At 76.2% G+C, this 23,958-nt stretch carries 22 protein-coding genes and 1 rRNA gene; 6 read left to right on the forward strand and 17 right to left on the reverse strand.

Going from position 1 to position 23,958, the window contains the following annotated elements; genetic code table 11:
- Complete coding sequence (locus KJP73_RS09870; RefSeq protein WP_213282685.1) at nt 1–894, reverse strand: helix-turn-helix transcriptional regulator; 894 nt, start codon at nt 892–894, stop codon at nt 1–3.
- 177 nt (nt 895–1,071) lie between these two features.
- Between KJP73_RS09870 and KJP73_RS09875 the strand changes: the two genes are divergently transcribed.
- From KJP73_RS09875 to KJP73_RS09900, 6 genes are all read left to right on the forward strand, one after another.
- Nucleotides 1,072–2,022 (forward strand): ABC transporter ATP-binding protein, encoded by a 951-nt coding sequence (locus KJP73_RS09875; protein WP_213282686.1) that lies wholly within the window; start codon nt 1,072–1,074, stop codon nt 2,020–2,022.
- Nucleotides 2,019–2,816: an ABC transporter permease gene (locus tag KJP73_RS09880; protein WP_213282687.1), complete on the forward strand. Its 798-nt coding sequence runs from the start codon at nt 2,019–2,021 to the stop codon at nt 2,814–2,816. The genes KJP73_RS09875 and KJP73_RS09880 overlap by 4 nt, the downstream gene beginning before the upstream one ends.
- Nucleotides 2,817–2,882: 66 nt before the next feature.
- A complete protein-coding gene (locus tag KJP73_RS09885; protein ID WP_213282688.1) occupies nt 2,883–3,812 on the forward strand; it encodes a COX15/CtaA family protein in 930 nt (309 codons plus the stop codon).
- 69 nt (nt 3,813–3,881) lie between these two features.
- On the forward strand, nt 3,882–4,727 hold the full coding sequence (locus KJP73_RS09890; RefSeq protein ID WP_213282689.1) for an alpha/beta fold hydrolase: 846 nt from the start codon (nt 3,882–3,884) through the stop codon (nt 4,725–4,727).
- Nucleotides 4,728–4,773: 46 nt separating this feature from the next.
- Nucleotides 4,774–5,748, forward strand: a complete 975-nt coding sequence (locus KJP73_RS09895; protein WP_213282690.1) for an ATP-binding cassette domain-containing protein — start codon at nt 4,774–4,776, stop codon at nt 5,746–5,748.
- Nucleotides 5,748–6,554, forward strand: a complete 807-nt coding sequence (locus tag KJP73_RS09900; protein WP_213282691.1) for an ABC transporter permease — start codon at nt 5,748–5,750, stop codon at nt 6,552–6,554. The genes KJP73_RS09895 and KJP73_RS09900 overlap by 1 nt, the downstream gene beginning before the upstream one ends.
- A gap of 30 nt (nt 6,555–6,584) precedes the next feature.
- Here KJP73_RS09900 and KJP73_RS09905 read toward each other — a convergent pair whose 3' ends face one another.
- The 16 genes from KJP73_RS09905 to rrf all read right to left on the reverse strand — a co-directional run bounded on the left by KJP73_RS09905 (nt 6,585) and on the right by rrf (nt 23,956).
- Nucleotides 6,585–7,550 carry a GGDEF domain-containing protein gene (locus tag KJP73_RS09905; protein ID WP_213282692.1) on the reverse strand — a complete coding sequence of 322 codons (966 nt, stop codon included), beginning with the start codon at nt 7,548–7,550 and terminating at the stop codon, nt 6,585–6,587.
- A gap of 97 nt (nt 7,551–7,647) precedes the next feature.
- Nucleotides 7,648–8,250 carry an NUDIX hydrolase gene (locus KJP73_RS09910; RefSeq protein ID WP_213282709.1) on the reverse strand — a complete coding sequence of 201 codons (603 nt, stop codon included), beginning with the start codon at nt 8,248–8,250 and terminating at the stop codon, nt 7,648–7,650.
- Nucleotides 8,251–8,252: 2 nt separating this feature from the next.
- On the reverse strand, nt 8,253–9,947 hold the full coding sequence (locus tag KJP73_RS09915) for a CTP synthase (protein ID WP_213282693.1): 1,695 nt from the start codon (nt 9,945–9,947) through the stop codon (nt 8,253–8,255).
- A 177-nt stretch (nt 9,948–10,124) separates the two neighbouring features.
- Nucleotides 10,125–11,204: a glycosyltransferase family 4 protein gene (locus KJP73_RS09920; protein WP_213282694.1), complete on the reverse strand. Its 1,080-nt coding sequence runs from the start codon at nt 11,202–11,204 to the stop codon at nt 10,125–10,127.
- Nucleotides 11,201–12,901: a murein biosynthesis integral membrane protein MurJ gene (gene murJ / locus KJP73_RS09925; protein ID WP_213282695.1), complete on the reverse strand. Its 1,701-nt coding sequence runs from the start codon at nt 12,899–12,901 to the stop codon at nt 11,201–11,203. Before murJ ends, KJP73_RS09920 begins: the two co-directional genes overlap by 4 nt.
- Nucleotides 12,898–13,857, reverse strand: coding sequence for a hypothetical protein (locus KJP73_RS09930; protein ID WP_249669277.1), 960 nt, complete (start codon nt 13,855–13,857; stop codon nt 12,898–12,900). The genes murJ and KJP73_RS09930 overlap by 4 nt, the downstream gene beginning before the upstream one ends.
- Nucleotides 13,854–14,897 carry a copper transporter gene (locus tag KJP73_RS09935; protein ID WP_213282696.1) on the reverse strand — a complete coding sequence of 348 codons (1,044 nt, stop codon included), beginning with the start codon at nt 14,895–14,897 and terminating at the stop codon, nt 13,854–13,856. Before KJP73_RS09935 ends, KJP73_RS09930 begins: the two co-directional genes overlap by 4 nt.
- 79 nt (nt 14,898–14,976) lie before the next feature.
- Complete coding sequence (gene steA / locus KJP73_RS09940; protein WP_213282697.1) at nt 14,977–16,167, reverse strand: putative cytokinetic ring protein SteA; 1,191 nt, start codon at nt 16,165–16,167, stop codon at nt 14,977–14,979.
- A gap of 6 nt (nt 16,168–16,173) precedes the next feature.
- Entirely contained in the window at nt 16,174–17,904 is a 1,731-nt protein-coding gene (gene recN, locus KJP73_RS09945) for a DNA repair protein RecN (protein ID WP_213282698.1), read from the reverse strand.
- Nucleotides 17,905–17,908: 4 nt separating this feature from the next.
- Nucleotides 17,909–18,823, reverse strand: a complete 915-nt coding sequence (locus KJP73_RS09950) for an NAD kinase (RefSeq protein ID WP_213282699.1) — start codon at nt 18,821–18,823, stop codon at nt 17,909–17,911.
- Nucleotides 18,820–19,656 (reverse strand): TlyA family RNA methyltransferase, encoded by an 837-nt coding sequence (locus tag KJP73_RS09955; protein ID WP_213282700.1) that lies wholly within the window; start codon nt 19,654–19,656, stop codon nt 18,820–18,822. The genes KJP73_RS09950 and KJP73_RS09955 overlap by 4 nt, the downstream gene beginning before the upstream one ends.
- A 5-nt stretch (nt 19,657–19,661) precedes the next feature.
- Nucleotides 19,662–19,829 (reverse strand): hypothetical protein, encoded by a 168-nt coding sequence (locus KJP73_RS09960; RefSeq protein WP_213282701.1) that lies wholly within the window; start codon nt 19,827–19,829, stop codon nt 19,662–19,664.
- A gap of 73 nt (nt 19,830–19,902) precedes the next feature.
- Nucleotides 19,903–20,952 (reverse strand): HAD-IIA family hydrolase, encoded by a 1,050-nt coding sequence (locus KJP73_RS09965; protein ID WP_213282702.1) that lies wholly within the window; start codon nt 20,950–20,952, stop codon nt 19,903–19,905.
- Complete coding sequence (locus tag KJP73_RS09970) at nt 20,949–21,782, reverse strand: hypothetical protein (RefSeq protein WP_213282703.1); 834 nt, start codon at nt 21,780–21,782, stop codon at nt 20,949–20,951. The genes KJP73_RS09965 and KJP73_RS09970 overlap by 4 nt, the downstream gene beginning before the upstream one ends.
- Nucleotides 21,743–23,014, reverse strand: coding sequence for a hypothetical protein (locus tag KJP73_RS09975; protein ID WP_213282704.1), 1,272 nt, complete (start codon nt 23,012–23,014; stop codon nt 21,743–21,745). The genes KJP73_RS09970 and KJP73_RS09975 overlap by 40 nt, the downstream gene beginning before the upstream one ends.
- Before the next feature lie 825 nt (nt 23,015–23,839).
- Nucleotides 23,840–23,956, reverse strand: a 5S ribosomal RNA gene (gene rrf, locus KJP73_RS09980).
- Nucleotides 23,957–23,958: the final 2 nt, after the last annotated feature.

Raw genomic sequence — 23,958 nt, forward strand, 5'->3', positions numbered from 1 at the left:
TCATCGTCCTTCCGTGAGAGGCACGGGGCGGGGGCTCGGGTCGGGGGCGGGGGTGTCGTGGGTGTCGCCGGCCGGCGGTGCGGCCGCGGCGGTGCCCGGCGCGGCGCGCCGGACCGGGATGATGGGGATGTTCGTGGTGCACACGTGACCGCCGCGGGCGAGGGTCGCGAGGCGCTGCACGTGCACGCCGAGCATCCGCGAGAAGGCGTGCGCCTCGGCCTCGCACAGCTCGGGGAACTCGGTCGCGACGTCCTGCACCGGGCAGTGGCCCTGGCACAGCTGGATCGCGTGGCCGCCGGGGACCGGGCGCGCGGTCGCGGCGAACCCGTCGAGGGCCAGGCCCTCGGCCAGCACCCGCGCCCGGAGCACGGGGTCGTCGCCGGCCTCGGCGAGCGCGTCGGCGTGCCGGACCTCGAGGTCGTGGACCCGCTTCTCGGCGAAGCTGCGCACCGCGTCGGCGCCGCCGATCTCGGCCACGAACCGCAGCGCCTGCGACGCGAGCTCGGAGTACTGCTGGCTCAGCGCGGCCTGCCCGGCGGCGGTGATGACGTAGCGCTTGGCCGGGCGGCCGCGGCGCGCGGGTCCGGGGTGGGCGCTGCCGTCGTGCACGGCGATCTGCCGGTCGCCCTCGAGCACCGCCAGGTGCCGGCGGACGGCGGCGGCGGTCAGGTCGAGCGCGGCGGCGAGCTCGACGGCTGACACGGGGCCGTCGGCGACGATCAGGTCGAGCACGCGGCGGCGGGTCCCGGCCTCGGAGTCGGCGTCCGCGTGCCGTCCGGCGGAGGGCGCCGCGGCGATCACGGTGGTGCCCGCGGCCGTGCTCAGGGCCTCGGTGGGACAGTCGGCGTCGAGCGACGGGGCGGCGTGCTCGGGTGCCGGCGTGATCGGGCTCATGCACACACCTCCGGATCGCTGCTGCGCGGCTGTCGGGAATCCTCGCGCACCTGCCGGCACGCGCTCCCCCGGGGGCCCTGGTGCAGGCTCCCGATATCGGCAACATCCTTGTTGCCGAAATAAGTCCTGGCAAGCAAGGTTCGCCTCACCACAGTCCGCGCCCCCTACACTCGCGGGGTGCTCGGCCAGTCCTCCACCCCGCCGGCCGTCGAGGTCCGCGGGCTCGTCAAGCGGTACGACGGCCGGGCCGTCGTCGACGGGCTCGACCTGCACGCGTCGCCCGGACGGGTGACGGCGGTGCTCGGCCCGAACGGCGCCGGCAAGACCACCACCGTGGAGTGCTGCGAGGGCCTGCGCACCCCCGACGCCGGCTCGGTCCGCGTCCTCGGGCTCGACCCCGTCGCCGACGCGCGCGCCCTGCGACCCCGCGTCGGCGTGATGCTGCAGGACGCGGGGCTGCCGACGGGCGTCCCCGCGCTGGGCGTGCTGCGCCACGTCGCCGCCATGTACGCCGAGCCCCGCGACGTCGGCGAGCTCGCCGAGCGCCTCGGGCTCACGACGTTCGCCCGCACCACCGTGCGACGGCTGTCCGGCGGGCAGCGGCAGCGGCTGGCGCTGGCCACCGCCGTCGTCGGCCGGCCCGACGTCGTGTTCCTCGACGAGCCGTCCGCCGGCATGGACCCCCAGGCCCGGCGCGCCGTCTGGTCGCTGGTCGAGGAGCTCCGGGCCGACGGGGTCGCCGTGCTGCTCACCACGCACCTGATGGACGAGGCCGAGGCGCTGGCCGACGAGATCGCCGTCGTGGACCACGGCCGGGTGATCGCGCACGGCACCGTGCCGGAGCTGCTCGCGGGACCCGACGGCGCGACGCTGACGTTCCGCGCGCCCGCCGGGCTGCCCGTCGCGGACATCGGACGCGCTCTGACGCCCGCGGGGGCCGGCGCGTCCACGGCGGTCCGCGAGACGGCGCCCGGGTCGTACGCCGTGGACGCCCCCGCGTCACCCGCCCTCGTGGCGGCGCTCGCCGGCTGGTGCGCCGCGCAGGACGTGCTGCTCGCCCGCGTCGACGCGGGCGTCCGCACGCTCGAGGACGTGTTCCTCGACCTGACCGGACGGAACCTGCGATGACCGTGCCCCTCGACCGCGCCGCGCCCGTCGACGCCGCGACTCCCGCCGACCGAGCCGCACCCCCCGCCCGCCGGGTGCTCGCCCAGGCCCGCTTCGAGACCCTGGCGGTGCTCCGCAACGGCGAGCAGCTGCTCGTCACGCTCATCATCCCGGTGGTCGCGCTGATCGCCCTCGGCCGGGCCTCGTTCATCGACATCGGCACCGGCGGCGCCCCGCGCATCGACGTCGTGACGCCCGGCGTCCTCGGTCTCGCCGTCATGGCGGGGTCGCTCACGTCGCAGGCGATCGCGACGGCGTTCGACCGGCGCAACGGCGTGCTGCGGCTGCTCGCCACGACGCCGCTGGGCCGGGGCGGCCTGCTCGCGGGCAAGGTCCTCGCGGTGCTCGCCGTCGCCGCCCTCCAGGTCGTCGTCGTCGGCGGCACGGGGCTCGCGCTCGGCTGGCACCCGGCGCCCGCGGGGATCGCCCCGGCGGTGCTGGCGCTGCTGCTCGGCGTCGCGGCGTTCACGGCGCTGGCGCTCCTGCTGGCCGGGACCCTGCGCGCCGAGGCGGTGCTCGCCGTCGCGAACCTGCTGCTCGTCGTGCTGGCCGTCGTCGGCGGGGTCGTGCTGCCGGTCGCCGACCTGCCGTCCGGGTGGGCCGCGGTGGCCCAGTGGCTGCCGCCCGGCGCGCTCGGCGAGGCGCTGCGCTCCGCCCTCGTGGACGGGGCGTTCCCGGCGGCGCACCTGACGGCCCTCGCCGCGTGGACGCTCGCCCTGGCGTGGTGCGTCCGCCGCTGGTTCCGCTGGGACTGACCCGGGTGACGGACGCCTCGTGCGCGGGCGCACGAGGGCCCCGGCGCGGCCCGTAGGCTGGTCCGCGTGAGCTCCGACGTCGCCGCAGCACCCGCCTCCCGCCCCGTGCCCTCCCGGTTCGCGGCGTGGCGCGGGCGCCTCACCCACCCCGTCCTGGTGGCGAACCTGGTGGGGCAGATCGGCATCGTCGTGACCGGCGGCGCGGTGCGCCTCACCGGCTCCGGGCTGGGCTGCTCGACCTGGCCGCAGTGCGAGCCGGGGCAGTTCACGCCGCGGTTCCACGAGGCCGCGACGTACCACCCGTTCGTCGAGTTCGGGAACCGGACCCTCACCGGCGTGCTGGGCGTGATCGCGATCGCCGTCGCCGTCCTGGTGTGGAGCGACCGCGACCGCGTCCGGTCCTACCGGTGGCTCGGGTTCGCGCCCCTGGTGGGCGTCGCGGCGCAGGCGGTCATCGGCGGGATCATCGTGCTGCTGCACCTGCACCCGGCCTGGGTCAGCCTGCACTTCCTCGTCTCGATGCTGCTCGTGGTGACCTCGACGCTGCTGGTGCACCGCAGCCGCGAGGGCGACGGCCCCGCCACGCCCGTCGTCGGGCCCCTCGCGCGCCGGCTCGCACCCGTGCTCGGCGCCCTGCTGACGGTCGTGCTCGTGCTGGGTGCGATCACCACCGGCGCGGGACCGCACTCCGGCGACGAGGAGATCGGCTACCGCATCGCCGTCGACCCGTACCTGATGGCGCGGGTGCACGCCGCGTCGGTGTGGCTGTTCGTCGCCGTGCTCGTCGCGCTGCTGGTGCTGAACCGTCGCGGGCCGGCGGTGCTCCGGCGGCGCGGGTGGGTCATGGTCGCGCTCGTCGCGCTGCAGGGCCTCATCGGCTACGTGCAGGTCGCCACCGACCTGCCGGTCCTGCTCGTGCTGCTGCACATGCTCGGCGCAGCGCTGCTCGCCGGCGGGACCGCCCGGTACCTGCTGACGTTCCGCACCCGCGCCTGACCCCGCCGCCGACGCCCGGGCCGCGCCGTCCGGCTCGCGCTCCCCGGGCCGTCGTGCTCTGCTCGCGGCGTGGACTCCTTCACCCGGGACGGCCTGCGGTTCGACGTCCGTGACCACCGCCCGGCGGCGCCGGACGGGGCGGACCCCGGCGCGCCGGTCGCGGTGCTGCTGCACGGCTTCCCGCAGGACGCCTCGGCCTTCGACGCCGTCGTCCCGCTGCTGACGGCCGCCGGGGTCCGGGTGATCGTCCCGGACCAGCGGGGCTACTCCCCCGGCGCGCGGCCGCCGGGGCGCCGGCCGTACGCGGTCCCCGAGCTCGTGGCGGACGTCGTCGCCCTCCTGGACGCCGCGGGCACCTCCCGCGCCCACGTCGCGGGCCACGACTGGGGCGGGGTCGTCGCGTGGGCGCTGGCCGCCCGGCAGCCGGACCGGGTCGCGTCCCTCACGGCGCTGTCGACCCCGCACCCGGCCGCGATGGCGGCGGCCGCCCGCCGCGGGCACCAGCTGCTCCGGTCCGCCTACGTGGCGGCGTTCCAGGTGCCGGGCGTGCCGGAGCGGGTGCTGCTGGCGCACGGCGGACGGCGGCTGCGGCGGGCGCTGACCCGCTCCGGCCTCGGCGACGCCGCCGCGGACCGCTACGTCGCCCGGATGTCGGAGCCCGGCGCGCTGCGCGCGGCGCTCGCCTGGTACCGGGCGCTGCCGGTCCCGGGCGGCGGCACGACCGGACGGGTCCGGGTCCCGACCACCCACGTCGTGGGCCGGCACGACCCGTTCTTCTCGCCCCGCTCCGTCGCCGGGACGCCCGCGCACGTCGACGGGTCCTTCACGCAGGTCGTGCTCGACGAGGGCCACTGGCTCCCGGAGCGCCGCCCCCGGGACGTCGCCGCGGCGGTGCTGGGCCATCTGCGCGTGTGACGCTGCATCTTCTGGTGTGTCGTAGGTCACATCTAGGCTCGGGCGCATGGAACAGGCCATCGAAGCCCGCGGGCTCGTCAAGCGCTACAAGGGCGTCACCGCCCTCGACGGCGTCGACCTCACGGTGCCCACCGGCACCGTGCTCGGCTTGCTCGGCCCCAACGGCGCCGGCAAGACCACCATCGTCCGGGTCCTGTCCACGCTGCTCCGTCCCGACGCCGGCGAGGCGCAGGTCATGGGCGTGGACGTCCTGCGCCGCCCCGCGGCCGTGCGGCGTCGCATCGGGCTGTCGGGGCAGTACGCCGCGGTCGACGAGTACCTGTCGGGCTTCGAGAACCTCGACATGATCGGGCGGCTCTACCACCTCGGGAAGCGCCGCTCCCGCGAGCGGGCGCGCGAGCTGCTCGCGTCGTTCCGGCTCGAGGACGCCGCGGACCGGCCGACGCGCACCTACTCCGGCGGCATGCGGCGCCGGCTCGACCTCGCCGGCGCCCTGGTGGCCGACCCACCCGTGATCTTCCTCGACGAGCCGACCACCGGCCTCGACCCGCGGGGTCGCACCGAGATGTGGGACGTCATCCAGACCCTGGTCGCCGGCGGCACGACCGTGCTGCTGACCACGCAGTACCTGGAGGAGGCGGACGTCCTCGCGGACGAGATCGTGGTCATCGACCACGGGCTGATCATCGCGCAGGGCACCGCCGACCAGCTCAAGCGGCAGGTGGGCGGCGAGCGCCTCGAGCTCACCGTCGCCGACGGCGCGTTCCTCGGGCACGTCTCGGAGGTGCTCACCCCGCTCGGCGTCGGCGCGCCCGCGGTCGACAACGGCCGGCGGTCGTTCGTCATGCCGGTCTCCGGCGGCCCCGAGGTGCTGAGCGAGGCGCTGCGCCGCCTGGACGAGCGGCAGGTCCGGCTGGAGGACGTCGGCCTGCGCCGCCCGACGCTCGACGACGTGTTCCTCGCGCTGACCGGCAAGGCCGCCGGCTCCGACGGCAACCCCGAGCAGAACGGAGGTGCGTGATGGCCGTCCCCCACGTGATCGGCGACGCGGCCGTCGTCGCCAAGCGCAACATCATCAAGATCAAGCGCGTGCCCGACCTCCTGGTCTTCACCACGCTCTCGCCCATCATGTTCGTGCTGCTGTTCTCCTACGTCTTCGGCGGCGCGATCGACCAGGAGGGCGGCGGGCAGGCGTACCGCGAGTTCCTCATCGCGGGGATCTTCGCGCAGACGGTGATCTTCGGGGCCACAGTCACCGGGGCGGCGCTGGCGGAGGACCTCAAGAAGGGCATCCTCGACCGGTTCCGGTCGCTGCCGATGGCGCCGTCCGCGGTGCTCACGGGCCGCACGTTCTCCGACGTGGTGAACAACGTCATCGTGCTGATCGTCATGGGGCTGACCGGGCTGGTCGTGGGCTGGCGGATCCGGTCGTCCGTGCTCGACGCACTGGCCGGGTTCGCCCTGCTGCTCGTGTTCGCCTACGCGATCTCCTGGATCATGGCGTGGATCGGCATGCTGGTGCCGAGCCCCGAGGTCGTCAACAACGCCTCGTTCATCGTGATCTTCCCGCTGACCTTCGTCGCGAACACCTTCGTCCCGCTCGAGACGCTGCCGGCGCCCCTGCAGACGTTCGCGGAGTGGAATCCCGTCTCCGCGGTGACCCAGGCCGCGCGGGAGCTGTTCGGCAACATCCCGCCCGGCACGCCGGAGCCGACCGCGTGGCCCCTGCAGAACCCCGAGGTGTACACGCTGATCTGGTCGGCGGTGTTCCTCCTGGTGTTCGTGCCGCTGGCGAACGGGCAGTACCGGGTGGCGACCAGCCGGTGAGGGCGGCGCCGACCCGGTCGGTGGACCGGGTCAGCGCACCGCGTCGGCGCGCCGGCCCTTGCTCGCGTACATCGCGGCGTCGGCACGGGCGAGCGCGTCCTGCACCGGCTCGCCGGCGCCCACCTGCGCGACCCCGTGGCTCCACGTCGGGTCCTCGGCGGTCCGCAGGGCACCGGTGGCGTGCGCCCACGCCTGCGCGCCGTCGGCGGTCCGGCCGGTGAGCACGACGGCGAACTCGTCCCCGCCGATCCGCCCGAGCACGTCGTCCCGGCCGAGCGCCCCGCGCCACGTCGCCACCAGCCGCACGAGCACCTCGTCGCCCGCCTGGTGGCCCCGGGTGTCGTTGACCTCCTTGAAGTCGTCGACGTCCAGGCACACGACGCTCGAGGGGACGCCCCGCCGGGCGGCGCCGTGCAGCACCGCACCCGCCCGCTCGTCGAACGCGGCACGGGTCAGGGCACCCGTCAGGTCGTCCGTGGTGGCGATCACCCGCAGCCGGGTCACCAAGAACGACACGAGCGCGCTCATGGCGACCGTCGTGGACGCCAGCACCAGCCACGTGACCGGCCGGAACGGCACCGGGGACGCCGCCATGCCCGCGGCGAGCGCGACGACCACGAGCCCGAGCAGCGCGCGGACCGTCCGCCTCCCGCCGAGCAGCGCGGCGGCCTGACCGGCGGCGACCAGGCCCAGGCTGGTGGTCACGACCCCGGCGAGCGTCCGGCAGCTCCACACCAGCACGCCGCCGATGACGACGGCGACCACGAGGGCCACCAGCGGGGCGCGCGGGTGCCGCCGGAGCACGAGCACCCCGGCCGCCACCGCCGCCAGCGACGCGGCCGCGCCGTACCAGACCCCGACCGGCGTCACCCGCGACGGCGGCCACACCGCGCTGACCAGGCACAGCACGGCGCACACGCCCAGCGCCCCCGCGGTGTGGGTCGCGGCCAGGAACAGGCGCGCGCCGGCCCCGTGGGACCCCGGGGACGCTCGCACACGTCTCCCATCGGCGCGTGCGGCGTCCCCCTGACGGGTCAGCGGCGCGCGTCAGCCGTTCGGGCTACGCGCGCCGCTGCGCCTGCGACGGGAGCCGTCAGCCGACCGGACGCAGCGTGCGCCAGCCGCGGTCCCGGGCGGCGGCCGCGGCGAGCACGCCGACGACGGCGCTCGGGCTGTGGATCCGACCGGCGAGCACCGCCTCGACCGCCTCGTCGAGCGGCAGCCAGTGCAGGACGATCCCGGCCTCCTCGTCCTCGCGGGTGAACCGCTCGGACTCGGGCACCTCGGAGACGTCCCGCGCGAGGTAGACCAGGATCTCCTCGTTCGTCGCGCCCGGGGACGACATGAACTCGGCGAGCAGGTGCCACGTGCCGGCCCGCAGGTCGGCCTCCTCCTCCAGCTCGCGCGCGGCGGTGACGTGCGGGGGCTCGCCCTCGACGTCCCGCAGCCCCGCCGGCGGCTCCCAGAGCTCGGAGCGCACCGGGTGCCGGTACTGCTGCAGCAGCAGCACGCGGTCGTCCTCGTCGAGCGCGATCACCGCGACCGCGCCCCGGTGGTCGACGAACTCGCGCACGACCTGCGACTCGCCGAGGTCCACGGTCTCGGACACGAGGTCCCAGATCTTGCCGTGGTAGACGTCCGTGTGCTCCAGGACGGGCCGCGGGGCGGGCCGGTCGACCGGCCCGCCCTGCTCCACCGTCACCGCGACTTCGCCTTGCCCGCGCCGACGGGCTCCGCCTTGGCGGCGAGGGCCGCCGCGACCAGGCCGGCGAACAGCGGGTGCGACCGCGTGGGCCGCGACTTGAACTCAGGGTGCGCCTGCGTCGACACGTAGTACGGGTGCACGTCGCGGGGCAGCTCCACGAACTCCACCAGCGACGAGTCCGGCGAGACGCCCGAGATGACCAGGCCGGCCTCCTCCAGGCGGTCGCGGTACGCGTTGTTGACCTCGTACCGGTGCCGGTGCCGCTCCGTGACGCGCGTCGACCCGTAGGCCTCGGCGGCGACCGAGCCCTCGGTCAGCACCGCCTCGTACGAACCCAGGCGCATGGTGCCGCCGAGGTCGCCCTCACCGCCGACGATCGCCAGCTGCTCCGCCATCGTCGCGACGACCGGGTCGGCCGGGTCGGCGTCGAACTCCGAGGAGGACGCGCCGGGGAGCCCGAGCACGTTGCGGGCGTACTCGATGACCATCGTCTGCAGACCCAGGCAGATGCCGAGCGTGGGCACCTTGTTCTCGCGGGACCAGCGCAGCGCGCCGAGCTTGCCCTCGATGCCCCGCACGCCGAAGCCGCCGGGCACCAGGACGGCGTCCACACCACCGAGCGCGCGCTGCGCACCGTCGGGCGTCTGGCAGTCGTCGGACGGGACCCAGCGGATCTTCACCTTGGCGTTGTGGTGGAAGCCGCCGGCGCGCAGCGCCTCGGTCACCGACAGGTACGCGTCCGGCAGGTCGATGTACTTGCCGACCAGCGCGATCTCGACGTGGTGCGCGGGCTGGTGCACCCGCTCGAGCAGGTCGTCCCAGCCGCTCCAGTCGACGTCCCGGAACTGCAGGCCGAGGCGCTGCACGACGTAGGCGTCCAGGCCCTCGGAGTGGATGACCCGCGGGATGTCGTAGATGCTCGGCGCGTCGACGCAGGAGATGACGCCCTGGGTGTCGACGTCGCACATCAGGGCGATCTTCGCCTTGATGGACTGCGGGACCTCGCGGTCGGACCGCAGCACGATCGCGTCGGGCTGGATGCCGATGCTGCGCAGCTGCGCCACGGAGTGCTGGGTCGGCTTGGTCTTCAGCTCGCCCGACGGGCCGATGTACGGCACCAGGGAGACGTGCAGGAAGAAGACGTTGTCCCGGCCGAGCTCGTGCCGGACCTGGCGGGCCGCCTCGAGGAACGGCTGCGACTCGATGTCGCCGACGGTGCCGCCGATCTCGGTGATGATGATGTCGACGTCGTCCGCGGCCTGCGACCGCATCCGGTTCTTGATCTCGTCGGTGATGTGCGGGATGACCTGGACCGTGTCGCCGAGGTACTCGCCGCGCCGCTCCTTGGCGATGACGTGCGAGTAGACCTGGCCGGTCGTGACGTTCGCGGAGCCGACCAGGTCGACGTCCAGGAACCGCTCGTAGTGACCGACGTCGAGGTCCGTCTCGGCCCCGTCCTCGGTGACGAAGACCTCGCCGTGCTGGAACGGGTTCATCGTCCCGGGGTCGACGTTGAGGTAGGGGTCGAGCTTCTGCATGGTCACCCGCAGACCGCGGGACCGCAGGAGTCGTCCCAGGCTGGAGGCGGTCAGGCCCTTGCCCAGTGAGGAGGCGACGCCTCCCGTGACGAAGATGTGCCGGGTCGTGGAGTCCGACCGCCCGGAGAGTCGATTTGCGCGCTCTGCCACGGGCTTCCACTCTACCCGAGTCCGGGCCCGCGCGGGGCGTGACCCGCGCGACACGCGCACCGACCCATCCCACCGAGTGGAGCGTCCGGCCCGACACGCACCGGCGTGTCCGGCGGAACGCTCCACTGGAGGCGGCCGGCGCGGCCGGGGTCGGGGTCGGGGCCGCTCGGGTGCGGCTCAGCGCGTGTACGCCTCGCGGAGCTGCGCCAGGACGTCCGGCACGGTCGGGAGCGTCGCCGCGCGCGCCGTCGCCGCGGCGCGCAGGGACGTGCGCCGCGGCTCGTCCGCGAGGACCTCCGCCACGGCCGTCCCCAGTGCCGCCGCGTCGCCGACGGGCACGAGCACCGCCGCGTCGCCGGTGACCTCGCGGGTGCCGCCCGCGTCCGTGGCCACGACCGCGGCGCCCAGCGCGAGCGCCTCCTGCAGCGCCAGCGGCTGCCCCTCCCACACCGCCGCGGAGGCGACGACGTCGGCGGCGGCCATGAGGTCGGTGACGTCCTCGCGCCGGCCGAGCAGCCGCACCGGCGCGCCCGCCCGCGCCGCCTGGTCGGTGACCTCGTCGAGCAGCGGCCCGTCCCCCGCGACGACCCAGTGCAGCCGCGGCCGCACCCGCACCGCCTCCGCCGCGGCGGAGACGAGCGTGTCGAGGCCCTTCTGCGGCGCCAGGCGCGCCACGGTGACGACGAGGTCGTCGTGCGGCTGCAGCCCGAGCGCCGCCCGGGTGGCGTCGCGGTCCCCCGCCGGCGCCGGACGCCCCGGGGCGGGCACGAGCGCCCGGTGCGCCGCGCGCGCCCCCTGGGACCGCGCGAGCGTGACCAGGTCGCCCGACACCCCGAGCACCACGTCCGACCCGCGCGCGACGACCTGGCCGAGCACCGTGGACACCGCCCGGATCGCGCGCCCGCCGACCGGCAGGTTGTGCAGCGTCACCACGACGCGCGCCCGGCGCCCCGGCCGCGACCGGACCGCCAGCACGGTGAGCGCCCCGGCGCGGAGCCCGTGCGCGTGCACGGCGTCGGCGTCCCGGGCGAGCGCGGCGATCCGGGCGACGGCGCGGGCGTCCGACGCGTGCGGCCGGTCCGCGACCTCGACGGGCTCGAACCGGACGCCCGACCCGCCCGGGGCGACGACCGCGGCGAGCGACGACGGCCCGGCGACGACGACGTGGTCGCCCTGGGCCGCGAGCCCCGCCGCGACCTGGGCCACGTGCCGGGCGACGCCGCCCGCGCTCGACCCCAGCACCTGGAGCACCCTCATCGTCCCGCCTCCTGCTGCTCGTCGGGCCCGCGGCCGGGCACCGGGTGGACCGGGTGGTCGCCGGCCGGGCCGCCGCGCCGCAGCAGGCCCGTGATGGTGGAGCGGTCGGCGGCCCAGACCAGCGCGACGACGACCGCCGCGGCGAGCGCCCCTCCGCCCGCGGCCGCGGCGAGCGCGCCGGGCACCCCGTCGGTGAACCGCTGCACCGCGTCGACCGTCCAGCGGCCGGCGAGCGCGGCGACCGTGCCGCCCAGGACGAGCACCGCGACCGTCCGCAGCACCCCCGCGACCGCGGCGCGACCGGCCGCGTGCCGCAGCACGAGGACGAGCGCGGCCCCGGCCACGAGCATGCCGACGGAGCTGCCGGTCGCCAGGGCGCGCAGCGTCGCCGGCGCGTCCCGCTCCCCCGGGACCAGCACGACGCACGCCACCCAGGACGCCACGACCACGGTCACCCAGCCGACGCTCACCGCGAGGACGGCCAGGCGCCCGCGCTCGAGGGCGTAGAGCGCGCGGGAGACGTGGAAGATCAGCCCCATGCCGAGCAGGCCGGGGGCGATCAGCGTGAGCGCCGGGGCGACCGCGGCGATCAGCTCGGGGTCGCCGTTGCCGATCGCCGAGAACACCGTCGCCGCTGCCGGTGCGACCGCGACGAGGAGCGCCGCGCCCACGGCGCCCGCGACCAGGACCGCGCGGGTCGTCACGGACGCGAGCGGGGCGTACCCGGCGCGGTCGTCCCGGGACGCCGCTGCGGCCAGCCGCGGGAACGTGCTCGTGGCGAGCGGCACCGCCAGCACCGCGTACGGCAGCAGGTACGTCGGCTGGACCATCGTCTGGTAGACGCTCAGCGCGCCGGGGCCGCCGTAGGACCGGGACAGCTGCAGCGTCGCGAGCACCGCCGCCTGCTGCGCGACCAGGCCCCCGATGCCCGCCAGCGCGAGCGCCCGCGCCCGGGCCGCGACCCCCTCGGGGAACCGCAGCGCCGGGCGCAGCCGGACCCCGGAGCGCCACACGGGCACGAGCAGCGGCAGGCCCATGGCCAGCACGCCGGCGGTGGTGCCCCACGCCAGCAGCGCCGCCGCCCCGTCGGGCAGCAGCGTCACGTCGCCCGTGGCAGCGTCGACGTCGGCGCCCGCGAGGACCCGGCCGTAGGCGGTGTAGGTGGCGATCACGACGAGGCTCGAGAGCACGGGCACGAACGCCGGCCAGAAGAACCGGCGCTGCGCCTGCAGGACGCCGGACAGCACGACCGCCAGGCCGTACAGCGGCAGCTGGACGGCGAACACCCGGACGAAGAACGTCACGAGCTCCCGCTCCGCGCCGGTCGACGTCTGCGCGAGCGCGGCGATGGGCTCCGCGGCCAGCGCGAGCAGCGCGCCCAGGACCGCCAGGCCACCGAGCGTCCAGCCCAGCATCGCCGACGCGATCCGTGACACGTCGTCGCGCATGCCGCGGGCGAGCGGCCCGGCGATCACCGGGATCAGCGCCCCGGCGAGCGCCCCGCCGGCGGCGACCTCGAACAGGACGTTCGGCAGGACGTTGGCCCAGTTGTAGAGGTCACCGACCTCGCCGACGCCCACCGAGCTGGCGAACACCAGGTTGCGGGCGAAACCCAGCAGCCGGCTGACGATCGTCACGACCGAGATGAGGGCCGCGGCGCCCGCCAGGCCGGACAGGACGGCCCGGCGGCGGCTCACCGCCCGGGCACCCCGTCCGCGTCGGGCGCGTCCGGTGCGTCGGAGGCCTCGGGCGCGTCGGGCGCGCGCGGCGGCACCGGGTGCGGCACGTGCGCGGGCCGGCGACCCCACGCGTCGATCTCCCGGAGCACCGGCGTGCGCGCGATCACCGCGGTGAAGCTGACCTTCTCGGAGGCGACCGTCAGCCCCACGACCCCCGCGAGGAGCGCGACGCGCAGGGCCCGCGGGAGCTGCTGCACGGCCACCGTGCCGAGCACCGCGCCGACGGCGTTCGCCCCGGAGTCGCCGAGCATGTCGCGCTCCGCGAGGTCGTCGGGGAGCTCGGCCACGACCGCGCCGAGCACGGCGGCGGCAGGGCCGCCCGCGGGACCGCCGAGCAGAGTGGCGGGCGCGGCGGCGATGCCCGCGGCCTTCAGCGCGCGCCCGGGCCGCAGGTCGAGCAGGTTGACGAGGTTGGCGCTGGCGGCGATCAGCGCACCGTCCACCGCGACGTCCGCCAGCCGGGTCAGCGCGGCGCCGGCCCGTCCGGACGGCCGGGGGTCGTGCGGGCGGCTCAGCGCGGCGGCGACGAGCGCACCGGCCCCGATGCCGAGCACCTTGAGGCCGCCGGTCGTGACCTCGCCGCGGGCCAGCGCGCCGAGGTGCCCGCGCAGGCCCTTGCGGACGGTGCCCTCGCGGTCCTCCGTGAGGTCGTCCACCAGGCCGAAGGCGGTCGCCGTGGTGGTGGCCACGGCCAGCGCGGCGCCGTCGCGGGCGCCGGACGCCCCGACCAGCCCGCCGGCGAGCACACCGGCCGCGACGGCCGGGCCGCCGAGCAGGCTCACGGGCTCGCCGCGGTGGTTGGTGCGCTCCCACAGGCGCGCGCCGCCGGGCGGGTCGTCGTCGAGGAGACCGCGGACGACGGTCGTGGTCAGCCGTGCCGTGACGGCGCCGGCGATCCGGCGGGCGACGCTCACCCCTCGGCCCCCGCCGCGTCCCCGGACGTGCCGGCGTCACCGGTGGAGGTGGGCGTGCGGTCCGGCGGCGGCAGGATGCCCGCGGACGGGACCGTGGTCAGGTCGTCGCCGTGCCCGTAGTGGCCGTTGGTGCCGCCGATCCGGGCGTTCAGCGCGAGCGGGACGGAGACCTGGCCGGCCACGGTGTCCGCGTCGCTGACGGTCGTGAGGTCGCCCGCGGCGCCCTCGTCGCCGACGATCGCGGCGACCAGCGAGCCCTCCACGAGCGGGCCGTCGACGACGACCGCGCCCTCCGAGCGCGCCTGCGCGACCCGCGCCAGGGCGATCTGCGCGTCGGTGGCGGCCTGCGCCTCCTCCGCGTCGGGGGTCTCGTCGGCGGGCACGGCCTCGGGGGCGACGGCCGGGGAGACGAGCACGATCGCGTCCGCGGGCGCCGTCACCTCCTCGTCGACGGTGACCAGCGGGTCGTCGCCGGTCGTGAGGAACTCGAGCAGCGTGCCGGACGCGGAGCTCAGCCGGTCGGGGTCCGCCGCCTCGCCGCCGGTCAGGCCCTGCACGAGCGCCTCGGAGAGGGTCGTGTCCACCGAGGCGTCGTCGGCGGGCTGCGGGTCCAGGTACGTCGAGATGCTGCTGACCAGCGCCTGCCGGAAGGAGCGCAGGTCGCTCGACGACCAGGCCTCGGTCAGCGTGGCGTGCGCGCTGACGGTCGCGCCGGCGTCGGTGAGCTGGCTCTCGATCGCGGCGAGCGCGTCGCCGTCGACGGTCCCGAGCGACACGACCGCGACGCGCCGGTCCGTGAGCGTGCCCTCGACGAGCTCCGCCCCCGCGGCCGTGATGTAGGCGTTGCTCGCGGCCAGGTCGGCGGCGGAGGCCTCGAGCTCGGTGCGCAGGTCGTCGCGGTCCGCACGCAGCTGGTCCACCTGACCCGTCAGCGTGTCGCCGATGCTCTCGCGGAGCGGGCCGGCGCCGAGCACGATGCCCACGGCGAGCGCCAGGAACACCGAGATCAGGGAGACGAGGTGGTAGCGGAAGTCGATCACTGTGCGAGCTCTCGGTCGGGTGCCGGCACGAGGGCGGCACGGGAGGTGTCGGGTCGGGTCGGCGCGGGGCCGGCAGGCGTCATGGGGTCCCGCTGAACAGCGACCCGAGCCAGGACGCGAAGTCGTCCCAGCGCGCGCCCGTGAGGCCGATCAGCGTCTGACCCGCCGTGGTCGACGCCAGGGCGACGCCCAGGGCGAGCAGGCCCGCCAGGACCAGCAGCGTCAGCTGGAGGTTCGAGATCCGGTTCCGGTACAGCCGGGACACGCCCTTGGCGTCCACGAGCTTGCTGCCCACCCGCAGCCGGGTGAGGAACGTGCTGGCCATGCCGGAGCGGCCCTTGTCCAGGAACTCGACGAGGGTGGCGTGCGTCCCGACGGCGACGATGAGCTCGGCGCCCTTGTCGTCGGCCAGCAGCATCGCGACGTCCTCGCTGGTGCCGGTCGCCGGGAACACGATGTGCGGCACCCCGAGCTGGTCCACGCGTGCCAGGCCCGGCGCGCGGCCGTCGCGGTACGCGTGCACCACGATCTCCGCGCCGCACCGCAGGGCGCGGTCGGACACCGAGTCCATGTCGCCGACGATCATGTCGGGCGTCCAGCCGGCGTCGAGGATCGCGTCCGCGCCGCCGTCCACCCCGACGAGCACCGGGCGGTACTCGCGGATGTACGGGCGCAGCGTGACCAGGTCCTCCTTGTAGTGGTACCCGCGCACCACGATGAGGACCTGCCGGCCGTCGATCTGCGTCGTGATGTCCGGCACGCCGACGCCGTCGAGCAGGAGGTCCCGCTCGCGGCGCAGGTAGTCCATCGTGTTGGCCGCGAACGACTCGAGCTGGACGGACAGGCCCTCGCGCGCCGCGGCCTGGTCGACGGCGACGGTCTGCTCGGTCTGCACCACGCCCTCGGCGACGAGCCGGTCGCCGTCGTGCACGGCGCCGCCCTCGAGGCGCAGCGTGCGCCCCTCGCGGATCGTCATGACGTCGGGGCCGAGGTCGTCGATCAGCGGGATGCCCGCCGACACGAGGATGTCCGGGCCGAGGTTCGGGTAGCGGCCCGACGTCGAGCGGGCGGCGTTCAGCACCGCGGCGGGCCGGCAGGCGACGAGCGCCTCGGCCGAGACCCGGTCGATGTCGACGTGGTCGATCACCGCGATGTCCCCGGGTCGCAGCCGCTTGGTCAGCGTCTTGGTCCGAGGGTCGACCCGGGCCGGGCCGGTGAGCTCGCCCCCCTGGGGCGCGGCGTGGCGTCTACGCGAGGGCAGGAGTTTCATCGCGGTTCATCGTGCCACGTCCGCCAGCTCCAGAAGCTCCGCTGCGTGCGCACGCGCCGTACCGGATTCCTCCTGGCCGGACAGCATGCGGGCCAGCTCGCGCACGCGGTCCTCCCCGGCGACCTCCCGGACGTCGGACGCGGTGACCGCCCCGTCCCGCGACTTCGTGACGACCAGGTGCCGGTCGGCGAACGCCGCGACCTGCGCGAGGTGCGTGACCACCAGCACCTGCGAACCCCGCGCCAGAGCCGCGAGACGGCGCCCCACCTCGGTCGCCGCGCGCCCGCCGACGCCGGCGTCGACCTCGTCGAAGACGAACGTGCCGGGCCGGTGCTCGCCCTGGTCCGGCGACGTCGCGAGCGCCACCTCGAGGGCCAGCATGACCCGCGACAGCTCGCCGCCGGACGCGCCCTTGCCCAGCGGGCGGGCCGGTCCGCCGGCGTGCGCGGCCAGGAGCATCTCCACCACATCTCCACCGTGCGGCCCCAGCTCGGTCGCGGGCTCGACCCGCACCTCGAGCTGCGCGCCGGCCATCGCGAGCCCGGCGAGCTCCGCCGACACGGTGTCCGCGAGCCGCGCGCCGGCCTCCCGCCGCGCCGCGCCGATCCGCCGCGCGAGGTCCGCGAGCCGCGCGTCGAGGGCGTCCCGCTCCGCCGTGAGCTCGACCACCTTCTCGTCGCCGTCGCCGATGTCCAGCAGCCGCCGGCTGCTCTCGTCCGCCCAGCGGAGCACCGCCTCGACGTCCTCGCCGTAGGAGCGCGTCAGCGTGGCGAGCTCCGCCCGGCGGTTCTGGGCGGTGTCGAGCCGCAGCGGGTCGGCCTGGAGGTCCTGGAGGTACGACGACAGCTCGGTGGCGGCGTCCGCGAGCAGGTAGCCCGCCTCGGCGACCCGGTCCCGGAGCTCCGCGAGCCGGGAGTCGTGGCTCCCCGCCTGGTCGAGCAGCCGCCGCGCGTGCTCGACGGCACCCGCGGCGCTGGCCGTGTCGTCCGCCGAGTCGTCGTCGCCGACGAGCGCCGCGTGCGCGCCCGACGCCGCCGTCCGCAGGTCCTCGGCGTGCTCGAGCCGCTCGATCTCCTGCGCGAGCGCGGCGTCCTCCCCCGGCTGCGGGTCGATCCGCTCGACCTCCGCGAGCCCCAGGCGCAGCAGCTCCGCCTCCCGCGCGAGGTCCTGCCGCCGGGACGTCAGGTCGTCGATGGTGGCCTGCAGCTGCGCGCGCTCGGACCACGCCTGCCGGTACTCGGCGAGCAGCGCACCGTGCGCCGCGCCGGCGAACGCGTCGAGCGCCTCCCGCTGGTGGGCGGGCGAGCGGAGCCGGGCCTGGTCCTGCTGCCCGTGCACCGTGATGAGGGACTCGGCCAGCTCGCCGAGCACCGCCTGCGGCACCGAGCGCCCGCCGAGGTGCGCGCGCGACCGCCCGGGCGCCCCGTCGGTGGCCGCCCCGACCGTCCGGACGAGCACGAGCCCGCCGTCGTCGTCGACCGCCGCGCCCGCGTCCTCGGCCCGGGCCAGCACCGGCGACCCCGCGGGGACGACCACGCGGCCCTCGACGACCGCGGACGCCGCACCGGTGCGCACCGTGGCCGGGTCGGCCTTGCCGCCGAGCAGCAGGTTCAGGCCGGTCAGCACCATCGTCTTGCCGGCGCCGGTCTCCCCGGTCAGCACCGTCAGCCCCGGGTGCAGCCGGATCTGGGCGCCGGTGATGACACCGAGGTCGCTGATCGTGATCTCCTCGAACACGCGCTCAGTCCCCGTCCGTCGATCCGTCGCCGCGGCCGTTCCCGCGGTCCCGCGGGGGCCCGTCGTGCGGCCGTCCCCGCCAGCCCACCACGGGCAGGTCGAACTTGTTCACCAGCCGGTCCGTGAACGGCGCCGGGGTGAGCCGCGCCAGCCGCACCGGCACCGGGGAGCGCCGGACCTCGACGCGCGACCCCGCCGGCACCTCGATGCGGCGCCGCCCGTCGCACACCAGCACCGCCGGGGAGGGCGAGCGGGTCAGCACCTCGACCGCGACCACCGACCGGGGGCCCACCACCAGCGGGCGGGCGAACAGCGCGTGCGCCGACAGCGGCACCACGATCAGGCTGTCGACCTCCGGCCAGACGACCGGCCCGCCCGCGGAGAACGCGTGCGCCGTCGACCCGGTGGACGTCGCCAGGACCACGCCGTCGCAGCCGAAGCTCGACAGCGGGCGGTCGTCGACCTCGATGACCACCTCGACCATGCGCGCCGGCTCCGCCTTCTCCAGCGCGGCCTCGTTCAGCGCCCAGCCGGTGAGCGGGTCCCGCATCCCCGGCACCTGGACCTGCACCTGGAGCGTCGTGCGCTCCTCGACGGTGTAGTCGCCCGAGGCGATCCGCCGGACCGCCTCCTTGATGTCGTCGCGCTCGCTCTCCGCGAGGAACCCGACGTGCCCGAGGTTGATCCCCAGCAGCGGCACCCCCGCACCGCGCGCGAGCTCGGCGGCGCGCAGGATCGTGCCGTCGCCCCCGAGGACCATCGCCAGCTCGATGTCGTGGAACGCCATGCCGGGGATGTCCTCCCCCGACAGCACGGGCGTGAACCCGGCCGCGGTCAGGGCGGTCACGGCCTCCTCGGTCGCGGTCACCGCCTCGGGCCGCCCGCTGTGCGTGACGACCAGGACCCGCCTGCTGCTCATGCGCCTGCACCTCTCTCGTCCAGCACGACCTGCCGCACCCGCTCCGCGAGTGCTCCTTCGTCCTCCCCGCCGGCCTCCGGGGCCGTCCCGCGGCGACGCAGCCACAGGAACAGCTCCACGTTGCCGCTGGGGCCCGGCAGCGGGCTGCGCGCCACCCCGGCGACCACCAGCCCGTGCGCCCCGGCGGCCGACGCCACGCCGAGCACCGCCTCGACCCGCTGCTCCGTGCTGCGCACGACGCCGCTGGACCCGAGCCGATCGCGCCCGACCTCGAACTGCGGCTTCACCATGAGCACGAGGTCCGCCTCGGGCGCCGCGACCGCCGCCAGCGCGGGGACCACCAGGGTCAGCGAGATGAACGACAGGTCGGCGACGACGAGCGCAGGCGCGGGGTCGAGGTCCCCCGCCGCGAGGTACCGGACGTTCACCCCCTCGCGGACGTCCACCCGGGGGTCGGCGCGCAGCCGGTCGACGAGCTGCCCGTGCCCGACGTCCATCGCCACCACCCGGCGCGCGCCGCGGCGCAGCAGGACGTCCGTGAACCCCCCGGTGCTGGCGCCCGCGTCCAGGCACACCCTGTCCGCCACGACCACGTCGGGGAACGCGTCGAGCGCGCCCAGCAGCTTGTGCGCGCCGCGGGACGCCCAGTCGTCGTCGGGACCGTCCGGCGCGGGGGCGACCTGCGCGTGCTGGTCGTCGGCGAGCGGCACCGCCGGGCGCCGCACGGGGCGGCCGTCGACGGTGACGCGGCCGGCGGCGATCAGCTCGGCCGCGTGCCGGCGGGAGCGGGCCAGCCCGTCGCGGACGAGGGCGGCGTCGACGCGCGTCGCCACCCGCGTCAGCCCTCCGCGTCGGCGAGGCGGTCCTGCAGGGCCGTGTGCACGGCGTCGAACACGGCCAGCTGCTCGCGCAGCCCCAGCTCGGTGACCTCCGTGAGGCGCATCAGCGCCTGGTCCACCGTCTGGTCGCCCGTCGGCTCCACGACACCCACTCCCCACTCCGCCACAGGCGGCTGCTCGACCGTGCTCGCCAGGCGTGGCCGTGACCCGGCCACGCCGCCCCCCGCACTGCCGGCCAGGCTACCGGCCTGCGCCCACGCCCGCGGCGTCCTCCGGCGCGACACCCAGCTCCGGGACCGACTGCGGGTCCAGGGTCTCCCCCGCGTCCACCGCCGCCCACGCCGCGGCGCACGCAGCCCGGACCAGATCGACCCCCGCGGCGCGCTCGGCGAGCTCCAGGCGGCCGTCGACGACGCGGGCCGCGGCCTCGCCGGACGTCCACCAGCCCTCGGCCGCGCGCACCGGCTCCGGGTGCGGGACGAGCAGGCCGCCGAGGTCCGCCGCGATGTAGTGCGGCCGCAGCGCCGGCGGCGCCAGGACGTCGTCGCGCGCGGTGCTGACGCCCGTGAGGACGTGCAACCCCGCGAAGCCGCCCGTGCGGGCACCCGCGAGGTCGGTGTCCAGGCGGTCGCCCACGACCAGCGCCTCCCGCGCGCCGGCCCGCTCGACGGCGATCTCGTACATCGTCGACGCCGGCTTGCCGGCGCTGTCCGGCACGACACCGGTCGCGGCCTGCACCGCCCCGACGAGCGCGCCGTTCCCCGGCGCGAACCCGCGCGCGGTCGGCAGGCTCAGGTCGAGGTTGCTCGCCACGAACCACGCGCCGCCCGACACCGCGTAGGCCGCCTCGGCCAGCTGCTGCCAGCCGACCTCCGGCGCGAAGCCCTGGGCCACCGCGTCCGGGTGCTCGTCCGCGGACGAGACGACGGTGAACCCCGCCGCCGTCACCGCCGTCACCAGGCCGGCACCGCCGACCACCAGCACCTTCGCGCCCGGCTGCAGCCGGGTCGCCAGCAGCGCCGCAGCCGCCTGGGCGGCCGTCAGCACGTCACCCGGCTCCGTCGGGATGTCCAGCGACGTGAGCTGCTCCGCCACGGACTCCGGCTCACGGGACGCGTTGTTGGTGACGAACACCAGGCGCATCCCCGCCGACCGGGCGCCCGCCAGCCCGGCGGACGCCCCCTCGATCGGCTCGTGCCCGCGGTACGCGACCCCGTCCAGGTCGACCAGGGCCAGGTCGTAGCGCTCGGCGAGCGGGATGTCGCTGCCGATCAGACGTGCGTCGGTCACTCGTCCTCCGTGTCCTTCACGCCCTCGGGGGCGTCGTCGGTGCGGGCGTCGTCGGGGCCGGCGTCGGGGCCGTCCGCGTCCTCGGACTCGTCCGCGTCGGCGTCGGCTGCGTCTGCGTCGTCGGCCGCGACGGTGTCGGCTGCGTCTGCGTCGGCGTCGTCGTCGTCGGCCGCGTCCTCAGCATCGACCTCGTCGTCGGCGAGGTCGAAGACGACGACGTCCTCCTCCACCTCGTCCCCGTCCGTCACCTGCGCCAGCAGCGACGGCGGCACGGCGGCCTCGGTCGCGTCGGCCTCGTCGACCCGCCCCGCGGCCCGCAGCGCGTCGGCGCGCGCCTGAGCAACCCGGGCCGCGAGCAGCGTGCGCACCGGACCGGTCGCGATCCCGGCCAGGGCGGCGATCGCCGCGTCCGGGTCGCCCATGTCGAGCCGAGCGCCGCTCACGACCATCGCGAGCTCCACCCGGGCCTCCGTGTCGAGCGTCTCCGCCTCGGGCGACGCGGCGAGCGTCAGGGCCCGCTCGGGGCGCCCCAGGCCGCGCTCGCAGTCCGCCATCACGGCGAGGTGCTCGGACGACCCGTTCAGGCGCCGCACCGTGCGCAGCTCGCGCAGCGCCTCGGCGAACCGTCCCGTCCGGTAGGCCGCGAGACCCGCCGCCTCCCGCACCACGTCGACGCGCCCACCGTGCCGCACAGCGGCCTGCGCGTGCTCGTACGCGAGCTCGGGGTCCTCGTCCAGCAGGCGCCCGGTCATCACCAGGTGCCGGCCGACGATGCCGGCGTTGTCCTTGCTCAGGGTGCGCAGACGCGCCCGGACGTCACGGTCCAGCATCCCGAACTCGACGTCGTCCGGGATGTCCGGCCCGTAGACCCGCACGGGCTGCGGCGGGCGGCTCGGCCGGCGCTCGGCGTCGTCCCGGCGGGGGCCGCGCGGCCCGGAGGTGCGGTCCGGCGCACCGGTCCGCGCTCCGCGGTCGTCGGTGCGACGCGTGCCAGGGCGGTCCCCGCGGGAGTCGCCCTCCCTGCGGAAGCCACCCGGTCGCTCACCGCGCGAGTCGCCGTCACGGCGGAACCCCGGACGGTCACCGGAGTCCCGACGCGGACGGTCCTGAAAGCCACCGGCCCGCTCGCCCGAGTCCCGACGCGGACGGTCCTGGTAGGCGCCGCGGGGACGCTCGGACCCGGCGTCGGCGGGTCGACGGAACGAGCCGCTGTCACCGCCGTCGCGCCGCTCGCTGCGGAACCCGCCACGGTCGTCCCGCGGCGCCCCGGCACGCCGGTCGTCGTCGCGGCGGAACCCGCCGCGGTCGTCACGAGCCCCGGCCGCACGCGGGCGGTCACCCTGGTACCCGCCACCAGCCGGACGACCACCACGGTCGTCCCGCTGGTAGCCACCGGTGCGCTCCCCGCGGTCACGGTTGTACCCGCCGCCGGAGCGATCACCCTGGTACCCGCCGGTCCGCTCACGACCCCCACGCTCGTCGCGCTGGTAGCCGCTGCCAGCGGGACGGCCCGGGCGGTCACCCTGGTACCCACCACCAGCAGGCCGACCACCACGGTCACCCTGGTAACCACCGGTGCGCTCACCGCGATCGCGGTCGTACCCGCGGCTCGGCCGATCGCCCTGGGACCCGCCACCAGCAGGGCGGCCACCACGGTCGTCACGCTGGAACCCGCCACCAGCAGGACGGCCACCACGGTCATCACGCTGGAAGCCGCCACCAGCAGGACGGCCACCACGGTCGTCACGCTGGAACCCGCCACCGGCAGGACGCCCGGGCCGGCCACCCTGGTACCCCCCACCGGCCGGACGACCACCACGGTCACCCTGGTGACCACCGGTGCGCTCACCACCAGCACGACCACCACGGTCGTCACGCGGGAACCCGCCACCGCTGCGCTCACCACGGTTTCGGTCGTACCCGGCGCTCGACCGATCGCCCTGGTACCCGCCACCAGTGGGACGGCCTCCACGGTCGTCACGCTGGAACCCGCCACCAGCAGGACGGCTCGCGCGGTCACCCTGGTACCCACCACCGGCAGCACGACCACCACGGTCGTCACGCGGGTACCCACCGGAGCGCTCAGCCCCGGGACGACCGCCACGCTCACCGCGGGAGGCACCGCCGGAGCCGCGATCGTCGCGGAACGCCGGACGACCGCCGTTCTGCGGTCGGGATCCGGAGAAGCCACCGCTCCGATCATCGGTGGTGCGCCGGGAGTCTCGCTCACCGGCGCCGGCACGACCGCGCTGACCCGCCACCCGAGGGGCTCGTGCCGGGCGGGCATCACCCGTGGGGCGCGCCCCGTTCCGGTTGCCGTAGCGCCCGACGCCACCGCCGTCTCGGCGATCGCCCTCGTCCGCCGAACGCGTCCCGCGCTCGTCGCTGCTCATATCCAGCTTCTCCTCGTCATTCGACCGCTGACCATCGTCTCATCCGCACCGCCCGCGCCCCACATCGGTGCGGGCCTGCGGCACCGCCACGTCCACAGAACGCCGTCTCGCCCATGCTCCAGGCCGGCCGCTCTCGCTCTCCGTCGAGCTCCGGGCCCGTCGAACCACACGTCAGAGCCGCACTCCACCCCGGGGCTCCGGTGAACGCGAGCCGGGTAGAACGCACCGGGGTGACCAACGACACCACGAAGCCGAGGCCACGTGCCGCCCCGTGGCAGCGCCAGACCTCGAGCCGAACACGCTGCGCCGAGATGGCAGCGGTGGCCTGTGCGTGTGGCGTCGGGCGCAGGCGGGCGATGTCATCTCGGCGCACCGGGGATCAACGCCCGGAGGGGGGCGGGGGCGCGCGTCGTCCCGTGCGCGTGTCGGCGCGAGTGGAATGGTCCGGGAAACACGAAGAGCCACCCCGAATGGGGTGGCTCTTCATGAATGGTGTCCGGCGGCGTCCTACTCTCCCACACCCTGGCGAGTGCAGTACCATCGGCGCTGAAGGGCTTAGCTTCCGGGTTCGGAATGGGACCGGGCGTTTCCCCTTCGCTATGACCGCCGTAAC

The organism is Cellulomonas hominis (assembly GCF_901521055.1).
Classification (GTDB): Bacteria; Actinomycetota; Actinomycetes; order Actinomycetales; family Cellulomonadaceae; genus Cellulomonas; species Cellulomonas endometrii.